Origin of the sequence: Allomuricauda sp. CAU 1633 (assembly GCF_017313225.1) — a bacterium.
In the GTDB taxonomy this organism is placed as follows: Bacteria; Bacteroidota; Bacteroidia; order Flavobacteriales; family Flavobacteriaceae; genus Flagellimonas.
On the sequence record NZ_JAFLNE010000006.1, the window covers coordinates 80400 to 105169 of the forward strand.

Below are 24770 nucleotides of genomic sequence, written 5' to 3' on the forward strand. Positions count from 1 at the left end.
TACACGCTGTTTTTTATCATTATAAATTTGAGCATTGTTTAAAATGAATTTTAGAAAGGTTTTTAAAAGTCCATATCTTTTCGTTTTTGGATTGGTAAGTTTAATCGTATTGCACAACTGTGCTAAAAAAGAATCGCCGGTCACAGAAACAGACCCAATGATTTTTTCATCCCGAAACGCTACAGAGACTGGAGTGGATTTTGCCAATCACCTAACTGAAAATGATTCATTGAACTATTTCACCTACTCTTATCTTTACATGGGAGGTGGTGTGGCCACTGGCGACATTAACAATGATGGCTTAGTAGATCTCTATTTTACAGGCAATCAAGTCTCAAATAAACTATACCTCAATAAGGGCAATCTACAGTTTGAGGACATTACCCAAAGTGCCGGTGTTGGAGGCGACGACAGATGGTACACAGGCGTAGCCATGGCAGACATTAATGGGGATGGATATTTGGATATCTACTGTTCCGTAAGCGGTAAGTTTGGCCTTAAAAACAACCAATTGTTTCTCAACAATGGTGATGGCACCTTTTCTGAAAAAGCGTCAGAATACGGTTTGGACGACCCTGGAAATAGCGTTCAGGCTACCTTTTTTGACTATGACAAAGATGGGGACTTGGATTTGTACGTGGCCAACTACCCACCCACTCCCTTTAGCTCGCCCACCTTTGTGTATACCTACAGAATGAATAATCTAAAGGACATTGAATCTGACCATCTCTATAGAAATGACGGCTCAACTTTCACGGATGTTACCTCAGAATCTGGTCTTAGGGTCTTTGCCCTCTCCTTGAGTGCCACCGTTGGCGACCTCAACAATGATTCATGGCCCGATCTCTATGTTTCCAGTGATTTTAATTCGCCAGACCTCATGTATTTGAACAATCAGGACGGTACATTTAAGGAAGTGGTTAAGGAAGCAACCTCCCACACAGCGTTCTATGGGATGGGTGTTGACATTGCCGATTTTAACGATGATGGCAATCTGGATATTTTTCAGGTGGATATGGATGCCCAAACCAATCGTCGAAAAAAAGCAAATATGGCCAGCATGAACCCAAAACTGTTTTGGGATGTGGTCGATGCAGGTTTCCACTACCAGTACATGCACAACTGCCTCCAATTGAATACTGGGTTCTATGAAGATGGAATGCCTCATTTTTCAAATGTTTCCAGAATTACGGGAACTTCATCCACAGATTGGAGTTGGGGACCACTCTTTGCCGATTTTGACAATGATGGGCTCAAAGACCTCTTTGTCTCAAATGGTACACGAAGGGAAATCAACAACAACGACTACTTCAACAAGCTCGAAGAAATGGATAACAAGGGGGACAGCCTGCTCCAATTAAGTCTGCACATCCCTTCAGAAAAAATAGACAACTTCATCTTTAAGAATAAAGGGAATCTTAAATTTGAACGATCCAACGAAAAATGGGGAATTCAATACGAAGGGTTTTCCAATGGATGTGCTTATGCTGATTTGGACAACGACGGCGATCTGGAAATCATCACCAATAACCTCGATGACTTTGCTTCAATCTTTGAAAATAAAAGCGCTGAACACAACAGCTATGTAAAAGTGGCCTTTTCTGGGCAACAAGGAAATGCTTTTGGGCTAGGCACACGGGTCTATGTCACCACAGATGGGCACACCCAAATGCAGGAATTGACCACAACCAGGGGATTCCAATCTTCGGTAGCACCAGAACTACATTTTGGGTTGGGTTCCTTCCAAAAAATAGATGAACTCAAGGTAGTGTGGCCCGATGGGAAGATACAAACGATGAATGATATTGACTCCAATCAAAAATTGGTCATGAACTATTCGGAGACCGACACTCCCAAAGAAAACATGGCAATTGCATCAAACTTGTTCCAAAAAGATAATACCCAACTTTTTCCTGAGTATGTACATCAGGAAAACAAAAACGATGATTTTGCCAAACAGGTGCTTCTTCCCCATAAAATGTCATCCTTTGGTCCCGCACTGGCTGTAGGTGATGTAAATGGCGATGGATTGAGTGACTATTTTGTAGGGGCATCCAAAGGCAGTTCAGGTGCGCTTTTTATACAGACCTCAACTGGATTTAAAATGGGCAATTCACAGTTTTTGGAACAGGATAAAGACAGTGAAGACAACGGTGCCTTATTTTTTGATGCTGATGGCGATGGAGACAACGATCTGTACGTGGTCAGTGGCGGGTATGAGTTTGAACCAAATTCGAGCCAGCTAGCAGACCGATTGTATATCAACGATGGAACAGGAAATTTTACCAAGGCCGACACGACTGCAATGCCGTCCTTACCTATAAGTGGGTCAAGAGCCTACAATGGTGATTTCAATAAGGATGGAAAAGAAGATTTGCTGGTGTTGGGGCGACAAGTGCCCGGAAACTATCCCTCCCCTGCTCAAAGCTATATTTTAATGAACAATAGCACACCCGAGCAAATTTCCTTTGAACCAACCCAGAATATGCAGCCTGAAGGTTTTGATGCATTGGGTATGGCCACCAGTGCCGTTTTGACCGATTTTAACAATGATGATCAGTTGGATATTATTGTAGTTGGGGAATGGATGCCCATTAGGGCTTTCAAGAACACAGGGGCAGGTTTTGTGGAAACTTCCGAAGAAATGGGTCTAAATATAGATAGCACAGGTTGGTGGTGGAGCATTGAACAGGGGGATTTTGATAAGGATGGCGATATGGATTATGTGGTTGGGAACAACGGCCTAAACTATAAATACAGAGCTACCGAAGAAGAGACCTTCGATATTTTCGTAAACGATTTTGATAAGGATGAGAGTGTGGATATTGTCCTCAGTTACTACAACGAGGGGAAACAATTCCCACTCAGGGGAAGAGAGTGTTCTTCCCAGCAAATACCCGGAATAAAAAAGAAATTTGAAAACTATGAAAGCTTTTCACAGGCCACTTTGGTGGATGTGTATGGTGAAAAGCAATTGGAGTCTTCACTGCATTATCAGGTAAAATCGTTTGCAAGCGTTTATTTGGAAAACAAAGATGGTAAGTTTGTAATGCATGATCTGCCCAGAGAGGCCCAACTCTCCAGTATCAACCAAATTTTGGTGGATGACTATGATAAAGACGGCCATCTGGACTTTCTAATTGCGGGGAATCTATATGTTTCTGAAGTGGAAACTCCTCGTAATGATGCTGGTTACGGACTTTTGCTAAAAGGTAACGGAAAAGGTAATTTTGAAGCAGTCAAGGCTTCAGAAAGCGGTTTTTTTGTTAAAGGAGATGTGAAAAATATGGCCGCTATTGAAGTCAAAGACAAAAAATACCTCCTTGTTGCCAAGAACGATGCCGCCATGCAGTATCGACGTATAAATTAAGTACAATACTCGCTATTTCAATTCTGTGGGCAACACACCAAATTGCGCCTTAAAGCATTTGGTGAAATAGGATGGTGATGAAAACCCAACTTTGTAGCATACTTCACTTATTGACTCTGTGCCATTTTCAATAAAGCGTTTGGCATGTTCTAGGCGTATTTTGCGTAAAAACTCTGTTACCGTAAGACCGGTCATGGCTTTGATTTTACGATACAACTGACTTCGGCTCAAATGTAATTCTTCTGCCAAAGACTCAACATTGAGGTTTTCATCGGCAATATTCTTTGTGATGTAATGCAGCACCTGGGTCATAAAGTTTTTGTCAAGGGAAGAGGTATTATCCGGAATTTTAAAATTATCCGAATCACTCAAATATTTATTGAACAAGACCTGCCTACTCTGGATAATTTGTCGGAGCTGAGCTCGAAGAACCTTCATCTCAAAAGGTTTCCGCAAATAGACATCGGCCCCAGAATCGATTCCCTTGACCCAATCATCCGTCATCGCCTTCGCAGTTAACATAAGAACTGGGATATGGCTGGTTTTTAAATCCTGACGAATTCGTCTACAAAATTCAAACCCGTCCATTTCAGACATCACCACATCGGTAAGAATAAGATCTGGAGGTCTTTTAAAGGCAATTTCCAGCCCTTGCACCCCATTGACCGCCTCAAATATGGCATATTCACTTTCCAATTCGTTTTTAAGATAGGTCCGCAATTCTGCATTATCCTCAACAATGAGCAGCGTTCTGTTGGAACCAGCACTGGTATATTCCATTTCAATGGCACATTCAGGCAATGGCAAGACCGCCGCATTGTCTTCAACCTCAGGACAGTGCAAGAGTTCATTTTCTTTGAAGTGATTATTGCCTAAGGGTAGGAAAATCCTAAACTTGGTCCCAACACCCTCTTCGCTCTCCACAATCACTTTACCTTTTAATAGATCCACAAAACTTTTAACCATTTCCAAGCCAATACCAGTGCCACCATAATACTGACTGTTCATTTCCTTTACCTGATAGAATCGCTCAAATATTTTTTCGAGTTCATCCTTTTTAATGCCATGTCCCGTATCCTCTATATAAATCTCCAAAGCTTGTACCTGCTCTTGGTCATCTACCAATGGAAAAACAATTTCTTGGCCACATTTAAAGACCCCTACGGTTATAAATCCATTATCCGGGGTGACCTTAAATGCATTGGATAGAATATTAAAGATTACTTTTTCCAATAGTGAGGGGTCACTCCATAAAGAAATTCGGTCATCATCGGATTCTACCATGAGAATAATGTTCCGTAATGCAGCTTCTTCATCAAAATGACCAGCGATCTCTGTAACAAATGATATGACTTCCAGTTCAGAAGCTTTAGCGGAAAACTTATTAATCTCCAACTTTCTAAAATCCATCAACTCGTCAATAAGTCGCTTTAATCTTGAAGTGTTTTTATGGATGGTACGGAGTTTTTCATGCGTTAATCTAGACAGTTTATGCCTAGAATCTGAAAGTACATCTTCCAGTGGGTTTAAAATAAGCGTCAAGGGAGTTCTAAACTCATGTGAAATGTTGGTGAAGAACTGTATTTTCTTATCGTTCAGGGCCTCTTCTTGAATTCTTCTTTCCCTTTCTGCTTCAACCGTTCTTTTTTCACGTATTCGCTGCGACATGAATTTGGCTAAAAAATAGGAAATAAGAAGTATGGCCAATAGGTAAGACATTAAGGCCAAATTGGTTGCCCACCAAGGGCTAAGAATGGTTATGCGCAAGGTTTTTGGGGTTTCGTTCCATACCCCATCATTGTTTGCAGCCTTTACTTTAAAGGTATAGTCTCCCGGCGAAAGGTTGGTATACGTGGCACTTCGGGTTTGACCAACGTAGTTCCAGGCATCATCAAAACCCTCTAGAATATAAGCATATTGGTTTTTTTTGGGTCTCGTAAAATTTATGGCGGCATACTCTATGGTAAAGACCGATTGTTTGTGTTTTAAAGTAAGTTTATCCGTCTGGGAAATAATCTTATCCAAAGGGGATTCCTCATCATTGGGTCCCACCCTTTTGTTGAAAAGTCTGAAATCTGTAAAGTAGATCTCGGGTTTATTGGTATTGGTTTTTACATGATCTGGGTCGATATAATTGATCCCGCCATAACTGCCAAAATACAGTAGTCCGTTATGATTCTTAAACGCTGAATTAAAGTTAAAGTCGTTTGCCAACAGCCCGTCATTAATATCAAAATTCTTAAAAGATTGATTTTCAATATCTAAGTGCGACAAACCGTTATTTCCACTAATCCAAAGGTCACCATTGTCATCTTCCAGAATGGAGGCAATGGTTTCTTGTTTTAAACCTTCATTTTGGCCATACCACAAAAAGCTGTCGCTGTTGAAATCGTACTTGCAAAGACCACCACCATCTGTACCGATCCAAATATTACCCTGACTGTCTTCGTACAAAGACACAACAGCATCCACCACAAGGGGATTGCCCAAGCTTTTGTACATGGGAACCCGCAATGGAATTGCTTTTTGTTCTTGGATGGGCGCACCAGCGACTTCAAGTTTATAGAGGCCTGCGGTGGTTCCCATCCAAATGGTTTTGTTTCTATCCACAAGTACGATACGCATAGCTCCTTCCCCTGGCGTTGGGTCATCAAATATCTGTTCATTATGGTGAACAAATTTTTTGCGCTTTGGATGATACGAGTGCAAACCTTCCACAAAAGATGCGATCCATATAGTTCCTTTTGAATCTTCGGCAAAGCTCATGATCCGATCAGACTTTAATCCCCCATCAGTGTTTGAAGCAGTATGGTTGATAAACGTTCTGGAGCCATTGGGGAGATGATAAATGCCCGAATTCCAAGTGCCAATCCAAACGTTATTACCACTATCTATAAAAAGGGCGGTGACATCTTCTGCGTTTAAATAGGCCCCAATTGAATTTCTTGGATTGGTAAGGTGTACTATATTCCCAGTTTTGGGATTGTATACATCAACACCACCTCCATCCAGACCAATCCACATTTTTCCATTCTTATCACTTGCCATTGCACTTACCGATGGGGATTGCAAAGAGTTGCTCACATTGGCAAGGCTACGTATGTCTTTAAACTTGTCATAGAGTTTGTCATAGACCCCTACCCCATTATTGTAGTAACCAATCCAAATACGGTCTTGTTTATCCACAAATAGGGACCATATTGAATTGGCTTTTATACTATTGACATCAAATTTATTGTACCGGTAGTGCTTCACCAGATCTCCATTCCTTTTTAATGCAAAAAGGCCATCGTTTTCGGTACCGCACAATATGTTCCCGTCCGGTGCTTGTGCTATGGATAGAATACGCTCAGTGCTTATCCTGTAATTATACGTTTTGAAGGAATTTAAAGGATTTATTTCAACTTTTAGCAAACCATTCTGAAAGGTTCCCATCCATATAGATCCCTCGTCATCTTTAATCATGGAGACAATGTAAAATGGAGTATTGTTATTACCTCCCAGATTTCCAAAATCCAACGAAACCTTAGCCACTTTTCCCTCTTCATAAGAAAAAAGACCTTCATTGGTGCCTATCAATAATTCCTTTTCCCTGTTCTTTATAATACTGTTTATCTGCAAGGAAGCGATATTGGTATCGCCCATAGGAATATTGTGTCCGGTCAAGGTTTCTGGGTCTACCAAAAAAAGTCCATTATAGCAAGAGCCCACAATAAGTTTCCCTGTTGCACATTCATGAATGGCCCAGATGGGAACACTTTCCAAAGCAACCGAATCACGATACAATGTTACTTGTTTGAAGGTGTCATTATCCCGGTCATAGAAATTTAATCCGGCCTCTGTACCTACCCACAATCGATTGCGTTGATCAACAAATGCTTTGTAAATCAAAGAGCTGTTCAGTGAACTATTATCGGTGAAATCTTGTTTATAGGAAACAAAATCGAAACCATTGTATTTTTGAAGACCAACCCCGTTGGTTCCCATCCAAATTAGACCCAGGCTATCTTGCACGATGGTAGAGACCGCTCGCTGTGAATTTAGCTGATCTATATTCACAAAATTGTATTCATAATCTGAAATCTGTGCATTAGCCCCTACACATTTCAAGAATATGAACCCAAGCGCAATTTTTAGTAGTTTAGTTGTTTTCACGAGGTTCAATGAAAAATCAATTTTGCAATTAGCTTTCAATTGGTACAAAATTTACAGATAAATTTTGCGAAAAATGGTGCTCAACACCTCCAATTTTTAATCTTGTTACTTTCTGAGTATCACAATCTGCACTTATAAAACACCACTTTTACCTGCATGTCTTTCATCAAAATTTGCAGTTTTTTTATGAATCATATCCAACTTGGAAAACCACTGGAACAGTAGAATTTGAATGAATCCATATACTCAAAAAACCAAATTATATTATTGACTTATAGTGTGTTGTCAGTCAATTTTGATAAGCTTTGTGCATTATGTAATGCCAGTTGGGTAGCATAAAAGAGAGAATGCCAACCTTGAAGAATAGAGTTTCATTTGAGTTTGTTTTTAGTTAAGGTTAATTAATTTTAGTTATTCAATTTACTCATTATTCTGAAATAATCGAAATCTGCATATCCTGCATTTCATAATGAGCCCCGAAAAAATCATTTTATGGCTGTGCTGCATAGGTGATTCATAGGTATCCCTATTCGTATCACGAACATTTCCAGTACATCTGTAAAAATGGTGATGGAGGTTTGGTTTTTGGCGTATCCTACTCCTTCTCTTTTCTCAAAACAACCAAAGGGGAGTTTCTAACGATTCCCAGGCTGTTCCCAACTCCTAGAAGAAATACCAACAGAATAATCAGTGGCATGATAATAAGAAATGGTGCAGCTGAAGGGGTAAATGTCATATCAAACAGCATCCATGCCAATAAAAAGTTGGCTAAAACGGCCAGTATCACCCCCATAAACGCTCCTAAAAACCCTAAAACGGCATACTCAATGGATAGTATACTTAAAATCTGTGACCCTTTGGCTCCCAAGGTTCTTAACAAAGCTCCCTGTTTTACCCGTTGATGTTTACTGCTGTAAATGGCTCCCATAAGCACCGCCACGCCAACAAAAATGCTAAAGAAGGCCATAAAGTTTATCACCCAGCTGATTTTGCCCAAAATATCTTCCAAAAGGGTCAGCATTCGATTCAAGTCCAAAATGGAAACATTGGGAAATGCCCTTACCAATTTTTGCTGAAGTTGTGCCGAACTTTTATCGTCTCCTGTTCTGGTCGTCATAACTTTAAATTGAGGTGCATTCTCGAGAGTGCGGGAAGGAAAAACTATGGAAAAATTGGGTTGTAACCTACTCCAATCCACTGCTCTGATACTTACCACACTGGTAGGGATTATTCTTCCTTGCACATTGAAGCTAACTTGGTCCCCCACAGCTATCTGGGACATTCTTGCAAAATCTTCACTCACCGAAATTGGAGGGTCACTATATTCCAGTGAAGGAGGCCATTCGCCCTCAATAGATTGCTCAGAGTTGATGAGGCTATCGCGATAGGTGACCCTGAACTCATGGTTCAATATCCAGCGATTGACTTGTGAAGTAGTATCCCTTCTGAGCTCTTCTACATGCTTTCCCTTTATGGTTTCCACACGCATGGTCACAATGGGAATCAAGTCTATCACATGCAATCCCGAAGCCATAATGGTATTGGAAATTGCATCAGCCTGCTCCGTTTGGATGTCCATTAAAATCATATTGGCGCTATTGGCATTATCCTCAATGGACGCCTTTTGCAAGAGCATATCCTTGGTAAAATATAGTGTGCTGATCAGAAAAGTCCCAATTCCTATGGACAGTACCAAAATAAGGGTCTGGTTTTGCGGCCTAAAGAGATTCCGTAACCCTTGTCTGGCCGTAAAACTCCAAGAATATGGGAAAAATCGTTTCAATAATGCCATAAAAAGTTTGGCCACGCCAGTAAGAACGAGAAAGACAACACCTAAACCAATCACAAAATAGAGTGACCTCTCAAAATCTCCCAGAAGCCAAAATGAGAAACCGAGCACAAAAAGGACTATACCCGTACCCACTGCTAGGGTTGCCTTGGAAGAACGGAAACCTTCCTCTTCCACAACGCGCAACGCTTGTAAAGGAGAAACATGCAATGTCCTGATCAAGGGGTACACTGCAAACAAAACGGACATGGTAATCCCTAAAGCGACTCCCAATACAACATCTTGGAGGGAAAGGGAAATTCCAACATCAATGGGCAGTAAATCTCCTAAGAGCGCTGGAAACAATCGCTGGATAAAATATCCAAACAACGTACCCAATAGCCCACCAATCATTCCCATACAGGCAATTTGAACGAAAAAAATGAGATAACTTTGATATTTTGTAGCCCCCAGACACTTTAGCACTGCGATGGACTTGAGTTTCATTCGGATATAGATACTCATTCCACTGGCGATACCCACACAGCCCAAAAGCAGGGAAATAAAACCAACCAAGTTCAAAAACTTTCCAAAATTTTCATAACGCCTACCCATTCGTCTCGCTTCTGATACATGGGTGTCAATGTCAGCATCCTCATTGTCAAGTATAGGATCCAGCACATCATTGAGAGCTTCCATATCCTGCCCTTCTTGAGCCTTAAAATAATATTTGTAGTCAATACGACTCCCCATTTGAACGAGACCGGTAGCATCAATATAATCGAAGGGAATCAGTACTGGCGGGGCAATGGCCCCAAAAACCGAATTACTGCCGGGTACCGTTTTTAAACCTCCTACGATAGGAAGGGTAACCGCTCCCAACTTAATGCTATCGCCCACTTTTAGATTGAACTGAAGCATAGTTGTGGCATCAACCAATGCCCCGTCCTTCCGAAAATCATCAACTGCCGTAGTAGGTTCGGTCTCCAGACCACCATAAAAAGGGAAATCCCCATCAACACCGCGCACTTCTACCAATTTTGTGCCCTCATTGCCCGGAAAGGCCCCCATGGAAAGAAAATTGATTTCTTTGGCATCAGCACCGCCCAAGGAGTCCATGATGCCCATTACCCGGTCATTGACCGGTTTATCGCTTTCAATCAGAAAATCAGCCCCCAAAAGCTCTTTGGACTGCAATGCGATGTTTTCTTTAAGCAGTCCACTGAACGAGTGAACACTTACAACCGCCGCTACTCCAAGAGTGATGGAGAAAATGAACAGTACCAATTTGCCATAGCTCGCCTTCCCATCACGCCATGCCATTTTGAACAGCCATACTATGCCAGTTCCCTTTTTCTGCTTATCAACCATCAACTGTAGCTTTCCTCAATTTTACCCGACCGTAACCGGATACTTTTATCTGTTTTTTGGGCCAACTCCAAATCATGGGTCACAATAATCAGAGCGGTACCTTGTTCCTTGTTGAGCTCAAATAGGAGTTTTTCAATCTTTGCTCCGGTTTCATCATCCAAATTTCCTGTGGGTTCATCGGCAAATAATACTGCCGGTTTATTGGCAAAGGCCCGGGCCAAAGCCACACGCTGTTGTTCCCCGCCTGAAAGCTGCGAAGGGTAATGTCCTGCCCTATCCCCCAATCCAACTTTCTCCAATAGTTCTTTTCCCTGTTGGGTTGCTTTTTTGATGCCCCGCAGTTCCAAAGGAACAATTACATTTTCCAACGCAGTAAGGGTTGGCAATAATTGAAAGTCCTGAAAAACAAATCCTACTTTCTCATTTCTTAACCTAGCCCTTCCATCCTCATCAAGTGCTGCCAAATTTTGACTACACAACCAAATATCCCCTTCATTGGTAATATCCAAGCCGGCACACAGTCCCAACAATGTTGTTTTTCCGCTTCCCGAGGGCCCAACAATGGCAAAGGTTTCACCACTATCCACTTCAAAAGAAACATCGTTTAATACAGTGAGGTTGTGTTCTCCACTTCGATAGGTTTTATGAAGGTTTTGAACTTTTAATATCTTTGACATAAATGCTTTTGGTTAAAACTCTCAAAATACTAAAATTGACTCTCACCAAAAAAAATCCTCGTCGCCCCAAGCAGTTAATGTTTTGTTATTTTTTGACCCTCCTGCTTTTAGGATGCGGTGGTAAAACCTCAGAAAAAAAAGTAAGCGAAGAATCGAAAACGGAAACGGAGCAGGAAACCATTTCGGTCACCAATGACTCCAAAAAGAAGATTCTATTTTTTGGGGATAGCCTCACGGCTGGTTATGGGCTTGAGTTGGGAGAAGCCTTCCCATCAATCATTCAACAAAAGATAGATTCCCTAGGGTTGGATTACCAAGTCATCAACGCGGGTCTAAGTGGTGAGACCACGGCAAGTGGAAAAAATAGATTGGAGTGGGTACTGGAGGAAGACATTTCGATTGTTATCATTGAATTGGGAGCAAACGACGGACTAAGAGGCGTTCCTCTCCATGAAACTGAATCCAACCTCCAAGCTATGGTGGATATGGTTCAGGAAAAGCTACCCGATGCTGAAATTGTTCTGGCTGGCATGAAGATTCCGCCCAATATGGGACCTGAATACACCTCCACCTTTGAGCGCATATTTCCAGAATTGGCAGAAAAGGAAAATGTACCCTTGATTCCCTTTCTACTTGAAAATGTGGCCGGTATACCAGACCTCAACCAAGGTGATGGGATACACCCCACCGTTGAAGGACAAAAAATTGTGGCACAAAATGTTTGGGCGGTTTTAGAGCCGATGCTCTAAAAGGTTTGTAAATAAATATCAGCCTTAATCCATAGGCTCCACGGAAGGCCAACCGTTGTTCCAAGTAATTTCCTTTACCACCAATTTTGGAGCACCATTATCGTTGGCGTCATAAGCATGGCTGAAATAGTAATCTTTCCCATCAAAGGTATAAACACTGTTATGCCCTACCCCGTACCAGTTCTCATTTCCTTCTATCAATAGCGTTCCCCCGCCTTGGTTCACTGCTTTTCCTGCGGCATCAACAAAAGGGCCTGTTGCAGACTCAGAGCGGCCAACCACCACTTTATAGGTGCTATTTTCACCACGGCAGCACATATCCCAAGATAAGAACAGGTAATAATATGCTCCTTTTTTAAAAATGAAAGGTGCTTCCAGAGCAGCGTCTCCGGGATCACTGTCATCCAAATTAAAACTGCGCTCTCTTCTGGCAATGGTTTCCCATGCTTCAGGATGAGATACGGACTTTAAATCTTTGCTCAACTTCACCATTTTTAACCCGTTCCAAAAAGAACCAAACGACATCCATGGAATCCCATTCTCATCAAAAATAATATTGGGGTCTATGGCGTTCCACAAATCCCTGTTTGGTACAGATTGAACTACAATACCCTGATCTTCCCACTTGTAGTTTTCATTTTTTGGGTCGAGGGTAGTGTTGGTGACCAATCCAATGGCCGAAGTATTTTTTGCAAATGCCGAAACCGAATAATAAAGATAATAGGTACCGTTTTGATGGATGATATCCGGTGCCCAAATATGATTCTTGAAATCGGGTACCACTTCATCTGTCCACAATGGTTTTTCCTTGAAAACCGGCTCCAGCTTCTCCCAATTCTTTAAATCCGTTGAAACAAAATGCGAAATACCCCTTCCTGTACAAAAAAGATGATAGGTGTTGTTTTCTTTTATCACCACAGGGTCATGAACCCTAGGGGTTTGTTGTGCCCATGAGAAGATAGACATGCCAAACATCGAAACAGCTAAAAGTATCTTGATACGCTCCATAACTTATTTTTGAATTCCTTCGGAGGTCATTACCACCCGTTTTAATGTACCATCTTGGTTATAAAACAGCTCATCCACACAAACTGAGCGTCTAAAACTACCTCCATTGGGTTGAATACCGCCGGTGTGGTAGATGAAATAATCCTTGCCTTTGTATTCCAATATGGCTTGGTGATTGGTGTTGGTATTTCCTGCCAATTCGTTCAATATGCCTTTGTATTCCCATGGACCATCTAAGGATTTGCTCATGGCGTAGGCTGTTTTTTCGGGGAATTGATACGCGTAGGACAAGTAATACCAATCTCCTCTTTTATGGATATAAGGTGCTTCGGTGAAGTTGGGTAAATCGATGGTCTTGATATCCCCATCCAACTCCACCATATTGTCTTTTAGTTTTGCATAATAACACGCTGTGTTTCCCCAGAACAAATAGGCCTGTCCATCATCATCCACAAGAACCGTTGGGTCTATATCATCCCAAGAAATATCGGTTGCTTTGGTCATGTCATTAGTGATCAATGCTTTTCCAAGGGCATCCGTAAAAGGTCCCACTGGACTATCAGAAACAGCAACACCAATTGATTTTCCAGGTATTGTGCCATGTTCAACGGTCACATACCAGTAAAACTTACCGTCCCTTTCAATGACTTGTGCTGCCCAGGCATCAGCTTTGGCCCATTTAAAATCCGAAACTTTTAAGGGGACTGGGTGCGGTTCCCAATCGACCATATTGGTAGAGGAAAAAACCAACCACTCGTTCATTCTATAAAAATTGAAATCGTCTGGCGCTTCATCATGTCCAGCATACAAATAAACCGTATCGTTATGCACAATGGCCGCTGGGTCAGCAGTAAAAACATCCCGTATCACCGGATTGTTCACTTCTTTTTGGACTATCTGGGGTTCCTGCTCCTTTTCATCAGGTTGAACCGACTCTTTCTTTGATTCGCAAGCCCAGATAAGACCCACTAAACCTATCAAAATACCATATCTCATTTTATACGTGTTGTTTTTACATTTATAAAATAACGAAAGATAATTGGTTAAACCAAACAATTGGACTGATAAGTCTGAAAAACAGCCTCTTTAGGGATTCAATCCATAAAGTTGAAGCCTTCCATTGTTCAACCCTAAAAGTAAGCCAGTTGCAGGTCCCATAGTCAATGGCTGGGCTGTATTGGCATTTCCAAAACTCTGGAATCCAGATGCACTTAGTGGAACTTCTTTGAAAGATCCATCGGTAGTTCCCAAAAGTAACCCTCCGGTAGAAGTATTGATTCGCCCTATGGATGGTGCAAAACCCGAAAAGTTCCCCACATAAACGATATCCATTATACCATCTTTGTTACAATCCCCGACAATGAAGTCATTAATGGGCGCTATCTGGGCCATGTTGGGGAGGGGTTCCATAGCAAACGTATCATTTCCAGTATTGTAAATTATTTGGGATTTCAGGGTGACAGTTTGTTTCAACTTGGCATCTTTGCGCATATCTGCTGTGAAGATGTCGTCCAGGCTTTTGTCCGCAAAATCGGAATATCTATTATACCTCCTGGCCAAGAAAGGCAACTGCTTTTTCAGCTCATCCAAACTGGCAAACACTCTATCCTTTCCAGCTTTGTACTGCACCAAAATAGGGTCGGTTTGGCCATTTCCATCCCAATCCTTGACCCAAAGTTTTAAAGGTTTCTCAGAAGAAGCATCCAAACCCAAATTTTCACCTACATTACCCAATACTAAATCCTGTGAACCATCACCATCCAAATCTGCCAAGGAAATGGTATTCCACCACCCACTTGATTCGGGTATTTCAGTTGCAACTATGTTTTCTTTGGACAATTTGAGCTTAGTAACGGGCATCCACTCCCCTACTACCCACAGTACCTTTTCATGTTCATCCCAAGCCGCATCCGTTACCATTCCCAAACGGGAAAGCACTTCGCGTTCATCCAGCTTGAATCCATTTTTGCCCTGGTTCCATACCACATAACTCTTTGGGTTTAGCCCATAGCTTCCCGGAATTGAGCGGGACCCTACGAACAAATCCACAAAGCCGTTGGCATCAAAATCCTGTGCCACTACCACCGACCCATTGTTGACAATTTTTGGAAAAGAAGTATCTCTCTCAAAGCTTCCGTTTTCAAATCGATACAGCCTATCCTCATTTTTAATGTCATTTCCTCGCTCTCCGCTACCAGCAACCACATATAGGTCTAAATCGCCGTCATTGTCCACATCAAAAAACAGGGCATCCACATCCTCTGCCATTTTATCTTGCTCAAAAGCGGAAACGTCCATTTTTTCAAAATAAATTTGGTCTCCATACTGCTGAAAATAGATTTGGGAAGTTTGACCACTAGCCCCGCCGACGAAAATATCATTCAATCCATCCTGATTCACATCTCCAATGCACAAAGCTGGACCTTCGGTAGAAAGTTTGTGTGGAATCAGGGTTTCTTCATTAAAATCGATGAACGCATTCTCCTTATGTAGAAAATCAACTCCAACACTGTCCAATAGGGTGAAATAGGTGGCCTTCTTTTCTTTAGGAAGTTTCATTGTATCAGCATTATCATACTCCAACCGAACCGTTTCATTCACCTGAAGGTTCTTTAATTCTTGCACTTTTCCATCTGGCCATTGTACTTTCAAGGATTCAACCTGATTATTTTCACCCAAACCAAAATTCAAATTATAGTCCGAGGAAGACAACCAACCTCTTACCGGGAACAGTTCCTGAACCAGTGTTTGATTCTCCAATGTAACCGTGACCTTTGCTCCAACCCCAAAAGGATTTGAAGCACTTCCCTTCAACTTTACACGCAGGTAATTTTGATTCGTAGTCTCCGCATTATTTTTGTAAAGGGTAGATGGCGCGTTTAAGTTGTTGACCACCAAATCCAAGTCTCCATCATTGTCCAAATCCGCATAAACGGCCCCCATGGAACAACCCAACAAGTCCAATCCCCATTCCTTGGAAACATTTTCAAATTGTACATCCCCGATATTTTTATAGGCATAATTATGCACTTTGCCCTCGGGCATTTTCTGGGTGAGTTGCATGCTGGGCACCCGCCCCACTCCGATGGGATAATCATATTTTATATAGTCCAAATCATTGGGTCTTCTTAAAATCCCGTTGGTTACAAAAATATCCTTGTTGCCATCGTTGTCATAGTCAGCCAGTAAAACGGACCAGCTCCAATCGGTGGCCTCAATACCCGAGTAACGAGCCAACTCGCTGAAAGCCATTCCTTCCTTAGATTGTTCGCCTTGATTCAGGTGTAGCATATTTCTTGGCCCCTGTTCTCCAAAGCCAAAACTCTTTTTGTACTCATAAATGTAGTAAGGGTCCTCCCCAGCACTACTTTTTTTGACGATTTCATCCTCTGGCTTCATGTCCAAGGTCATAATATCCACCAAACCGTCATTATTGATGTCGGCAGCATCACTTCCCATGGAAAAGTTACTGCTCAAGTCCATGCTGGTCTCAATCCCTTCCTTAAACGTGCCGTTGCATTGGTTATAATAGAGGTAGTCGTTGTCGTGAAAATCGTTTGACACGTAGATATCCGGGCAACCGTTGTTATCTAAATCCGTCACCATAACGGACAGTCCATACCCAGTGGCTCCGCTGTAAATTCCAGCTTCCTCACTAACATCCACAAAAGAGCCTTGATCATTCCGCAACATGCGATCACCAGATAAGCTGTCCCGTACTGTTCGTTTATCGGCTTTTACATAAACATCCAATTCATGTACGGAATGATTTAATTGGAATAAATCCAAATCACCATCCCCATCATAGTCAAAAAAGACACCTTGTTGGCAATATCCATTTAGATCCAACCCAAATTCGGATGCTCTTTCAGAAAAAGTGCCATTTTTATTGTTGACAAAAAGTAGATTATGCCCTTGAAAACGTGTTCCATCGGAAACCTGTGATACATAAATATCCTGCCAACCATCGCTATTGATGTCCACCACGGTTACACCAGTTGTCCAATTTTTTGCTCCTGTCAATCCAGCTACGCCAGCTTTTTCGGTTTCATCGGAAAAGACAAAATCTCCCTGATTGATATAAAGTTTATTACTTACCTGATTTCCGGTAAAATAAAGGTCCTGCAAGCCATCGTTGTTAAAATCCCCAACACCAATACCACCGCCGTTATAGGCATATAAGTATTCATTGATGTTTATGGAATCCGTTTCGTGCAGTTGATTGACAAAAGTGACGTTGGACTCAGAATTGGGAATCTCGCTGAACAAGGTGGTCTTTTTATCACAGCCGACAAGCAAGAGTACCAGAAAAAAACAAATCCGAACATCCATTGTACCCATCATAAATTGATTACTTGTGACCAACGGACAGTACCTCAACCTTATCGTTGTTCCGGGCCACTAGAAGTACATCCTGTTCATTGAGATTAATGGGTTGAATATCCCGTACCTGCCCCTCCAATTTTAGGCCAATTTCACGATTTGGCACCGTTTTGAATCCCTTTCCCTCCTGATTGAGAAGGCAGACCCCATAACTGGCATCGTAACGGCCAACTTCGGGTTTTACCTCAAATAGGTTTCCACCCATGAGCAAATCCATAAAACCATCGTTATTAAAATCCTCAACATGTATGGCATACATGGGGGCCAATTGCGCTTCTACGGGAAGTGCTTCCAATTGAAATCCATCGTCCGTGTTCCAAAGAACAGCACTCTCCAAATAGGTTACCTCTTGATGCAGGGCATCTTTCAGCTGTTCTTCTGTAAAAATATCTTCAACAGTTTTCAACTTGTAATCTTCATATTTCAAGAAACGCTTGTTGAGAAAGGGCATCTGTTTGGCCAAGTCATGTCGAAGCGCCAGCGGATATGAAGTACCATCGTTATAGGTGCAAATAATTTGATCCTGAAGCCCGTTTTTATCAAAGTCCTTGATGTAACAGCTTACAGGCTGTTCAAGACTGGCTTTAAATCGACTGTTCAATCCATGATTACCCAAGACGTAATCCATATCGCCGTCATTATCCAGATCTACTTCCTTGATAGTGTTCCACCAGCCCGTTTGCTGTTCTAAATCGTAGTCCTTGGTCACATTTTCAAATCTGCCCTCTTTATTTTGGAACATTTGTATGGGCATCCATTCTCCCACCACAATCAAGTCCACCGCTCCATCAGAATCAAAATCGGTCCAAACAGCATCCTTTATCATTCCAATGCTCTCCAATCCCTTTGCCAACGTTGCGGTTTGATTGGAAAAGCGACCTTTGCCATCGTTTACCAAAATATAACCGTTCTGGGGAATCCCATATGAGCAATCCTTTAGCCGAACCCCCACAAACAGGTCTAAATCGCCATCGGCATCAAAGTCAGAAGCCGCTACGCAGGAGGTACTTTCGCCAATTGAAGTGGGAAGGGGATCAAATGATTTGCTAAAATACCCCTTACCATTATTAAGATACAACCGATCTCTCAGCATTGGTGAGTCATACGGATGTTCATTGCCCCCACTGACCACATAAAGATCTTGGTCACCATCCCCATCGGCATCAAAGAACAGGGCATCTACATCTTCCGAGAGTTGGTCCAGACCAAAATCGGGCATGCTCACCATTGTAAGTTCACCACTGGTCTGTTGTATGAACAATTTTCCTGGGCTACCTGCTGCACCACAAAGGTAAATGTCATCCAATCCATCTCCATTACTATCTCCAATGGCCATTTTAGGTCCTTCGGTGGAATTCATGTGAAACAAAAGGGCATCTTTATTAAAATCACTGAATGGATTTTCTTGATGCACCATGTCTTGAGGCAACAAAGCTTCTTTAACCGTAAATTCAAAGTTATGCTTGTTGCTATTGAACCACATTTTACCGGGTAATGTAACCGTATCGGCCTCTTTTTCGCGAATGGTCAATTTTTGATTGGGAGCAATACCAGTTAAAATTGATTTTTTTCCGGACGGCCATTGCACCAACAAGGTGTCCAGTTGGTTACTGTTCTTCAGACCGAAATTTAGCACGTAGTCCATAGAAGACTGAAATCCCCGTGTTGGGACTTGCTCTTGGACTTGAATGAGGCCATCTTGAACCATACTCACTTTTGCCCCAATACCATGGGTGTTTTTTCCCTCGCCCTCTAAATGTATTTTGAGGTAATTTCGGTTGGGATTGACGTTTTCGGATGTGTTCTTGTAAACAAAAGCATCCATATTCACGTTGTTGACCACCAAATCTAAATCTCCATCATTGTCTAAATCGCCATAAGCAACCCCGTTTGAAAAACCGGGATCAAAAAGCCCCCATTCCTTAGTTTTATCCTGAAAGGTGGTTTGTGCACCTCCTTTGTAGGCCACATTGGAAATGGGAACTGAAGGTATTATGTCTATGAGCTTTTTAAAATCGACACCTTTCCCGGTAATCACACTCCGCATCACCACATCGTTTGAAATGTAGTTAAGATAATCTTGGTTCAAAATATCTTGATAAACCCCATTGGTAATGTAAATATCCTTGTAGCCATCCAAGTCAAAGTCAGACATTAATACCCCCCAACTCCAATCCGTGGCCTCCACTCCTTTGAGACGTCCATTCTCGGTAAAGCTGATTTCACCATCCTGAGCTATTTGCCCATTGTTGATTTGCAACATGTTTCGGGTAAACTGATTAAAGTAGTCGAATCTACGATTGTGCTGGTATTTGTCCCAGTTCTCAAAGGACATGGAAGTTTTTAGGCGCGATTCTTCCTTTGGAAGCATTTCAGTAACGAACATATCGGGGTAACCATCATTGTTTAAATCGGTGGCGTCAACACCCATGGAAGCCATGCCTATGGAGTTCATCTGTTGGGTAAGTGTCTCTCTGAAGGTACCATCCCCATTGTTCATATACACATAGTCCCGTTCAAAAAAATCGTTACAGATATAGAGGTCTTCCCAACCATCCAAATCCAAGTCTGAAACCATTACGCCAAGCCCAAATCCTATCTCACTGCCAAAAATGCCCGTTTCTTCACTGGCATCCCGGAAAATCCCATTGTCATTTACATAAAAACGGTCGCCATTTATGGAATCCCTTTGACCCCGTTCATTTTCCCGCAGGTTGAAGGAACCAATAGCTCGAAATGAATTGTTCAACACATAGGCATCCAAATCGCCATCGTGATCATAATCAAAAAAAGCGGCATGGGTAGATAATCCTTTGTCCGCTAAACCGAAGGATTCTGCACTTTCCACAAAAGTACCGTCCTTTTGGTTGATGAAAAGCTCATTCTGTTTGTTATCTCCTTCTATGTCCCCGGAATTGCATACGTAAATATCCAACCAACCATCACCATCAATGTCGACCATGGTCACCCCTGTGGACCAAGATTTTTCACCCCCTACCCCAGCTTTTTCGGTAATATCTTCAAAGGTGAAATCACCTGTATTTCTGTATAACTTATTCTGATGGAGATTGGAGGTCATATACACATCAGGGAGGCCATCCTTATCAACATCACCTATGGCCACACCACCTCCATTATAATAATTTCTATAGGTAAATACATTGAACTCCCGGTCATACGAGAGAGTATTGGCAAAATTAATTCCCGTTTGCTCAGGGGACATCTTTTCAAACAAAGGAGGCACTTCTTCTTTTGTCTTCTGACAGGAAACCCCAAGTAATAAAAGAACTAATAGATATGGAATATTCTTTTTCATGCTAACTTTTATGCTTTTCCGCTCTTTTTAGGTCATAATACCAAAGATTGACCAATTGTCCACTCATATCTGGAGAAATTGTTATCCTACAGTTGCCTTTTAGGTGGACATGAACATCATTTTTATAAAAAACCGGGCTTTTTACCTTAAAGGTTTTTCCTCCGTACCAATGGTCCATAAGTTGTAATACATCCAACAGAAGGCTATCGCTTTCAAAAGTACCATCTTTATATGTGGCCCCATTGTAGTAGATTGATGCATTCATTTCGGTGATGGTATCATTGGTAAAGGACGGATAAAAATTTATGGCAGCAGGATATTCCATGCCTTCAATTTTAGACTCTACCCATGCTGTATTTTTGCGTCCGCCCTGCCAAAACTGCTTTTGTATATTTTTTTCAAAACAGTACTCCCTAAATTCTTTTTTTGACATTCCAAAATACAGTCCCAAAAAAAGGGAATCTTGCACCACTCCCTTTTGAAGCTGCTCCTTTTCAAAGGCCACATACCGTTCTGCATCGCTCTTTTTGCAAGATGCCAAACAGACCATCCCGATGAAGATGATCCATACACGTATTGTCTTTAATCTCATTGTGCGCTATTCATTTTCAACACTACCAAACTGTCATTAAGTCGGGAAAGTACCAAAAACTCGCTTGCACCTACGTGCAAGGAACGAATTTCCCTTACTTCTCCTTCAATTTGCAACCCAGATTGTGCCATCGACATTGCTTTAAAATGGCCATTGCCCAACCCCTTCAACAAAACACCCCGCGAACCGTCATTGATACCAACTTCGGGCTTGGACCAATAAAAATTTCCACCAGCCAATATATCAGGTATTCCATCATCGTCAAAATCTTCAATGCGCAATCCAAAAATTCGGGATAGCTGCGCCTCTGGAGGAAGGTTAATTTTCTTGAAAGATTCCTTTTCGTTTAAGAAAACTGAGGAGGCGGTGGTAAACACCTCCAGCTTTTGGGATTCATCAATAATAGTCTTCCCAAAAATATCCTCCACGGTTTGTTCTTTGTAGGCGTGATATTTTAAATATTTTTTCTTTAGATAGGGTAATTGTTCCACCAGCTCTGAACGCCCTACCAGAGGATAGTCTTCTTCCCCGTTATAAATGGTTATGATATGTTCCGGCTTTCCATTTTTATCGAAATCCTGAACGTACATGGTAACTGGTTTATCTTCGGTAGAACGCAAACGGGTATTTTCACCCAAATTACCTGCAATTAAATCGGGCAACCCATCTTGATTTAGATCCGAAACCTCCAAGGTGTTCCAAAAACCATTGGTTTTGGACAATCCCAGTTCTGCGGTTTTGTTCGTTAATTGTCCATTGTTGTTTTCAAATAGGATCAAGGGCATCCAATCGCCCACCAAAGCCAAATCTTGATCACCATCTTGGTCGTAGTCGAACCATTGCGCATCTGTAATCATACCCAAATTGCGTAATCCAGGGGCAACATCCTCGCCAACTTCATTAAAGTTACCCTTCCCATCATTTTGCAATATATATCCGTTACTGGGCTCTCCATAATTGAATGGTTGCGACCGAATCCCCACAAAAAGGTCCATATCCCCATCGCCATCAAAATCGGCTGGGCTTACAACGGAACTGTTTTCGTAGCGATTGATGGGCAACCATTGTTTGGATATTGAAAATTGGCCTTTTCCGTTGTTGATATAAAGACGGTCTTTGAGCGAGGAAGAGCTATTGGGAAATTCATTCCCTCCGCTGCAGACGTACAAATCCAAATCCCCGTCATTATCGGCATCAAAGAAAGCTGAATTGGTATCGAGGCTGGATTTATCAGCTTCAAAAGCGGGCTGTATCATTTTTTGGAACTGCCCATTGCTATCTTGCAGATAGCATACCGCCGTTTCTCCCTTATTACCACCTAAATATAAATCCATTCTGCCGTCTCCATTGATGTCAGCAGTATTGATATGGGCAAAACCTGCGGAAATCATGTCAAAAAGCAGAAGATCTCTATCAAAATCGTTAAATGAGGATTTTTTATGGAGATAGGGTATGGTCATGGAATCGGATACATCGGTAAACCAGGTTTGGCCTTGGGCTTTCATCCAATCCCTGTTCTTTTCAACACCATCTGTGTGTTCTGAATACGAAATGGTAAGAAATTGATCAACCTCAACATTATTTAAAATATTGATGCTCCCATCGGACCATTTCACCTGTATGGAATCTATGCGGTCTGTATTTCCCAGACCAAAATGCAATCGATCATCCACAGTGGATTGATACCCCCGCATGGGCGCCAATTCTTGATAGTATATTTTGTCTTTTGAATATACCGTGGCCTGGGTGCCCAAACCAGAAGTATTTATTTCATTTTCGAGACCAACAAACTTCAGATTGATAAAATGATTATCCTTTTTTTGGGATTCTGCATTGTTTCGATAGATAAAGGCGGGCATATTTACATTGCTCAACACTAAATCCAAGTCTCCGTCATTGTCCAAATCCCCATACGCAGAGCCATTGGAAAAACTGGGGCAATTTAACCCCCACTCCTCCGATGTATTTGTAAAGGTGAGGTCTCCATTGTTCATAAAAGCAAAGTTGGGCATGGGATTGGATGGGATACTGTCTATCAACTGTTTTAAATAGCTCCCTTTTTCCCTAAATAATCTTGCTGTGGTAATGGGGTCTGCATAAAAATTAAGGTAGTCCAGGTCAATGAGATCTTTAAAAATACCATTGGCCACGAACATGTCCTTGTTTCCATCATTGTCATAATCGGCAATAAGGGCGCCCCAACTCCAATCTGTGGCCTCAACGCCTGCAAAACGGGATATTTCGGACATGCTAATATGCCCCTCACTGTTGGGAAGGCCTTGGTTGAGCTGTAGCACGTTTCTTGGGAATTGACGGTGATAGCCTGCATTTACATTGGCTTTATACTTGTTCCAATCCTCAAAAATGGCCTTGGTCTTTAAGCGAGACTCTTGCTTGGGAAGCATTTCGGTGACAAATATTTCGGGCCAACCATCATTGTTGATGTCGGCCATATCGGCTCCCATGGAACCCAAACTTATCTCACCAATGACCGTTTCCAAGGATTCGGTAAACGTACCATCGCCATTATTGACATAGAGATAATCCTTTTCAAAAAAATCGTTGGAAACAAAAATATCTTGCCAGCCATCCCTATTGATATCGCCGATGGTAACGCCTAAACCAAATCCGATGGCACTGCCATAAATTCCAGCAGGTTCACTTACATCTGTAAATGAATCGCCATCGTTTCTGTACAGTTTATTGCCCCCATTGGGATCACGAATCAACCGTTGATCTTTTTTTAAGGTATAGCCTCCTACGGAACGAATGGAATTGTTGAGCAAGTACATGTCCAGATCACCATCTTTATCGTAATCAAAAAAAGCAGCATGGGTTGAAAGGCCATAATCTGCAATACGATATTGCTCAGCTTTTTCTTCAAAACTTAAATTGCCGTCTTTATCAATTCCTTTATTGATAAAAAGTTCATTGTGCCGATTCTCTCCTTCGGGTTTTCCGGATTTACAAATATAAATATCCAGCCAGCCATCCCCATTTACATCAGCGAGACTTACACCAGTGGACCATATTCCCTCTGAATTCAATCCAACTTCATCCGTGACATCCTTGAATTTAAGCCCTCCTTGATTTAGGTACAATCTATTACTGACCATGTTTCCAGTAAAGAAAACATCGGGGAGTCCATCCTTGTCCAGATCCCCAATGGCCACACCCCCACCATTATAAAAATTGCGATAGGTGTATGTATTGAATTCCTCTGTGTATTTTAGATCGTTTCTGAAATCAATTCCCGTCTCTTCGGCCGATAATAAAGAAAAAAGAGCTCCATCCCTTGAACCGCAATCCAAAGATTCTGGATGTTTTTGACATCCAGCGAGCAGAATTGCCAAACCAATGAGCCCTCTTTTTATCATACTA

At 41.8% G+C, this 24770-nt stretch carries 11 protein-coding genes; 2 read left to right on the forward strand and 9 right to left on the reverse strand.

Annotation, left to right across the window (positions count from 1 at the left end):
- The first annotated feature begins 43 nt into the window (after window positions 1-43).
- A complete protein-coding gene (locus J0X14_RS15555; RefSeq protein ID WP_242528057.1) occupies window positions 44-3370 on the forward strand; it encodes an FG-GAP-like repeat-containing protein in 3327 nt (1108 codons plus the stop codon).
- A 12-nt stretch (window positions 3371-3382) separates the two neighbouring features.
- On the opposite strand, the gene J0X14_RS15560 is transcribed toward J0X14_RS15555, so the two are convergent.
- From J0X14_RS15560 to J0X14_RS15570, 3 genes are all read right to left on the reverse strand, one after another.
- Window positions 3383-7525 carry a two-component regulator propeller domain-containing protein gene (locus J0X14_RS15560; protein ID WP_207098733.1) on the reverse strand — a complete coding sequence of 1381 codons (4143 nt, stop codon included), beginning with the start codon at window positions 7523-7525 and terminating at the stop codon, window positions 3383-3385.
- Window positions 7526-8120: 595 nt separating this feature from the next.
- Window positions 8121-10664 (reverse strand): ABC transporter permease, encoded by a 2544-nt coding sequence (locus J0X14_RS15565; protein WP_207098734.1) that lies wholly within the window; start codon window positions 10662-10664, stop codon window positions 8121-8123.
- Window positions 10664-11341 (reverse strand): ABC transporter ATP-binding protein, encoded by a 678-nt coding sequence (locus tag J0X14_RS15570; RefSeq protein WP_207098735.1) that lies wholly within the window; start codon window positions 11339-11341, stop codon window positions 10664-10666. Before J0X14_RS15570 ends, J0X14_RS15565 begins: the two co-directional genes overlap by 1 nt.
- A 77-nt stretch (window positions 11342-11418) precedes the next feature.
- Here J0X14_RS15570 and J0X14_RS15575 point away from each other — a divergent pair, with 77 nt between their 5' ends.
- Entirely contained in the window at window positions 11419-12090 is a 672-nt protein-coding gene (locus J0X14_RS15575) for an arylesterase (RefSeq protein ID WP_207098736.1), read from the forward strand.
- A gap of 24 nt (window positions 12091-12114) precedes the next feature.
- Here J0X14_RS15575 and J0X14_RS15580 read toward each other — a convergent pair whose 3' ends face one another.
- The 6 genes from J0X14_RS15580 to J0X14_RS15605 all read right to left on the reverse strand — a co-directional run bounded on the left by J0X14_RS15580 (window position 12115) and on the right by J0X14_RS15605 (window position 24766).
- Window positions 12115-13098 (reverse strand): arabinan endo-1,5-alpha-L-arabinosidase, encoded by a 984-nt coding sequence (locus tag J0X14_RS15580; RefSeq protein WP_207098737.1) that lies wholly within the window; start codon window positions 13096-13098, stop codon window positions 12115-12117.
- A gap of 3 nt (window positions 13099-13101) precedes the next feature.
- Window positions 13102-14094 carry a glycoside hydrolase family 43 protein gene (locus J0X14_RS15585; protein ID WP_207098738.1) on the reverse strand — a complete coding sequence of 331 codons (993 nt, stop codon included), beginning with the start codon at window positions 14092-14094 and terminating at the stop codon, window positions 13102-13104.
- A gap of 90 nt (window positions 14095-14184) precedes the next feature.
- The gene (locus J0X14_RS15590) at window positions 14185-17442 is read right to left on the reverse strand and encodes a VCBS repeat-containing protein (protein ID WP_207098739.1); all 3258 of its coding nucleotides are present in this window, start codon (window positions 17440-17442) and stop codon (window positions 14185-14187) included.
- A 7-nt stretch (window positions 17443-17449) separates the two neighbouring features.
- A complete protein-coding gene (locus J0X14_RS15595) occupies window positions 17450-20797 on the reverse strand; it encodes a VCBS repeat-containing protein (RefSeq protein ID WP_207098740.1) in 3348 nt (1115 codons plus the stop codon).
- A 1-nt stretch (window position 20798) separates the two neighbouring features.
- The gene (locus J0X14_RS15600) at window positions 20799-21389 is read right to left on the reverse strand and encodes a hypothetical protein (RefSeq protein ID WP_207098741.1); all 591 of its coding nucleotides are present in this window, start codon (window positions 21387-21389) and stop codon (window positions 20799-20801) included.
- Entirely contained in the window at window positions 21386-24766 is a 3381-nt protein-coding gene (locus J0X14_RS15605) for a VCBS repeat-containing protein (protein WP_207098742.1), read from the reverse strand. The genes J0X14_RS15600 and J0X14_RS15605 overlap by 4 nt, the downstream gene beginning before the upstream one ends.
- Between the last annotated feature and the right edge of the window lie 4 nt (window positions 24767-24770).

Bases quoted from the DNA above. Each gene is read 5' to 3' on its own strand.
- J0X14_RS15555 (WP_242528057.1), top strand. From the start codon at position 44: ATGAATTTTAGAAAGGTTTTTAAAAGTCCATATCTTTTCGTTTTTGGA.
- J0X14_RS15565 (WP_207098734.1), bottom strand. From the start codon at position 10,664: ATGGTTGATAAGCAGAAAAAGGGAACTGGCATAGTATGGCTGTTCAAA.
- J0X14_RS15570 (WP_207098735.1), bottom strand. From the start codon at position 11,341: ATGTCAAAGATATTAAAAGTTCAAAACCTTCATAAAACCTATCGAAGT.
- J0X14_RS15575 (WP_207098736.1), top strand. From the start codon at position 11,419: ATGTTTTGTTATTTTTTGACCCTCCTGCTTTTAGGATGCGGTGGTAAA.
- J0X14_RS15580 (WP_207098737.1), bottom strand. From the start codon at position 13,098: ATGGAGCGTATCAAGATACTTTTAGCTGTTTCGATGTTTGGCATGTCT.
- J0X14_RS15585 (WP_207098738.1), bottom strand. From the start codon at position 14,094: ATGAGATATGGTATTTTGATAGGTTTAGTGGGTCTTATCTGGGCTTGC.
- J0X14_RS15590 (WP_207098739.1), bottom strand. From the start codon at position 17,442: ATGATGGGTACAATGGATGTTCGGATTTGTTTTTTTCTGGTACTCTTG.
- J0X14_RS15595 (WP_207098740.1), bottom strand. From the start codon at position 20,797: ATGAAAAAGAATATTCCATATCTATTAGTTCTTTTATTACTTGGGGTT.
- J0X14_RS15600 (WP_207098741.1), bottom strand. From the start codon at position 21,389: ATGAGATTAAAGACAATACGTGTATGGATCATCTTCATCGGGATGGTC.
- J0X14_RS15605 (WP_207098742.1), bottom strand. From the start codon at position 24,766: ATGATAAAAAGAGGGCTCATTGGTTTGGCAATTCTGCTCGCTGGATGT.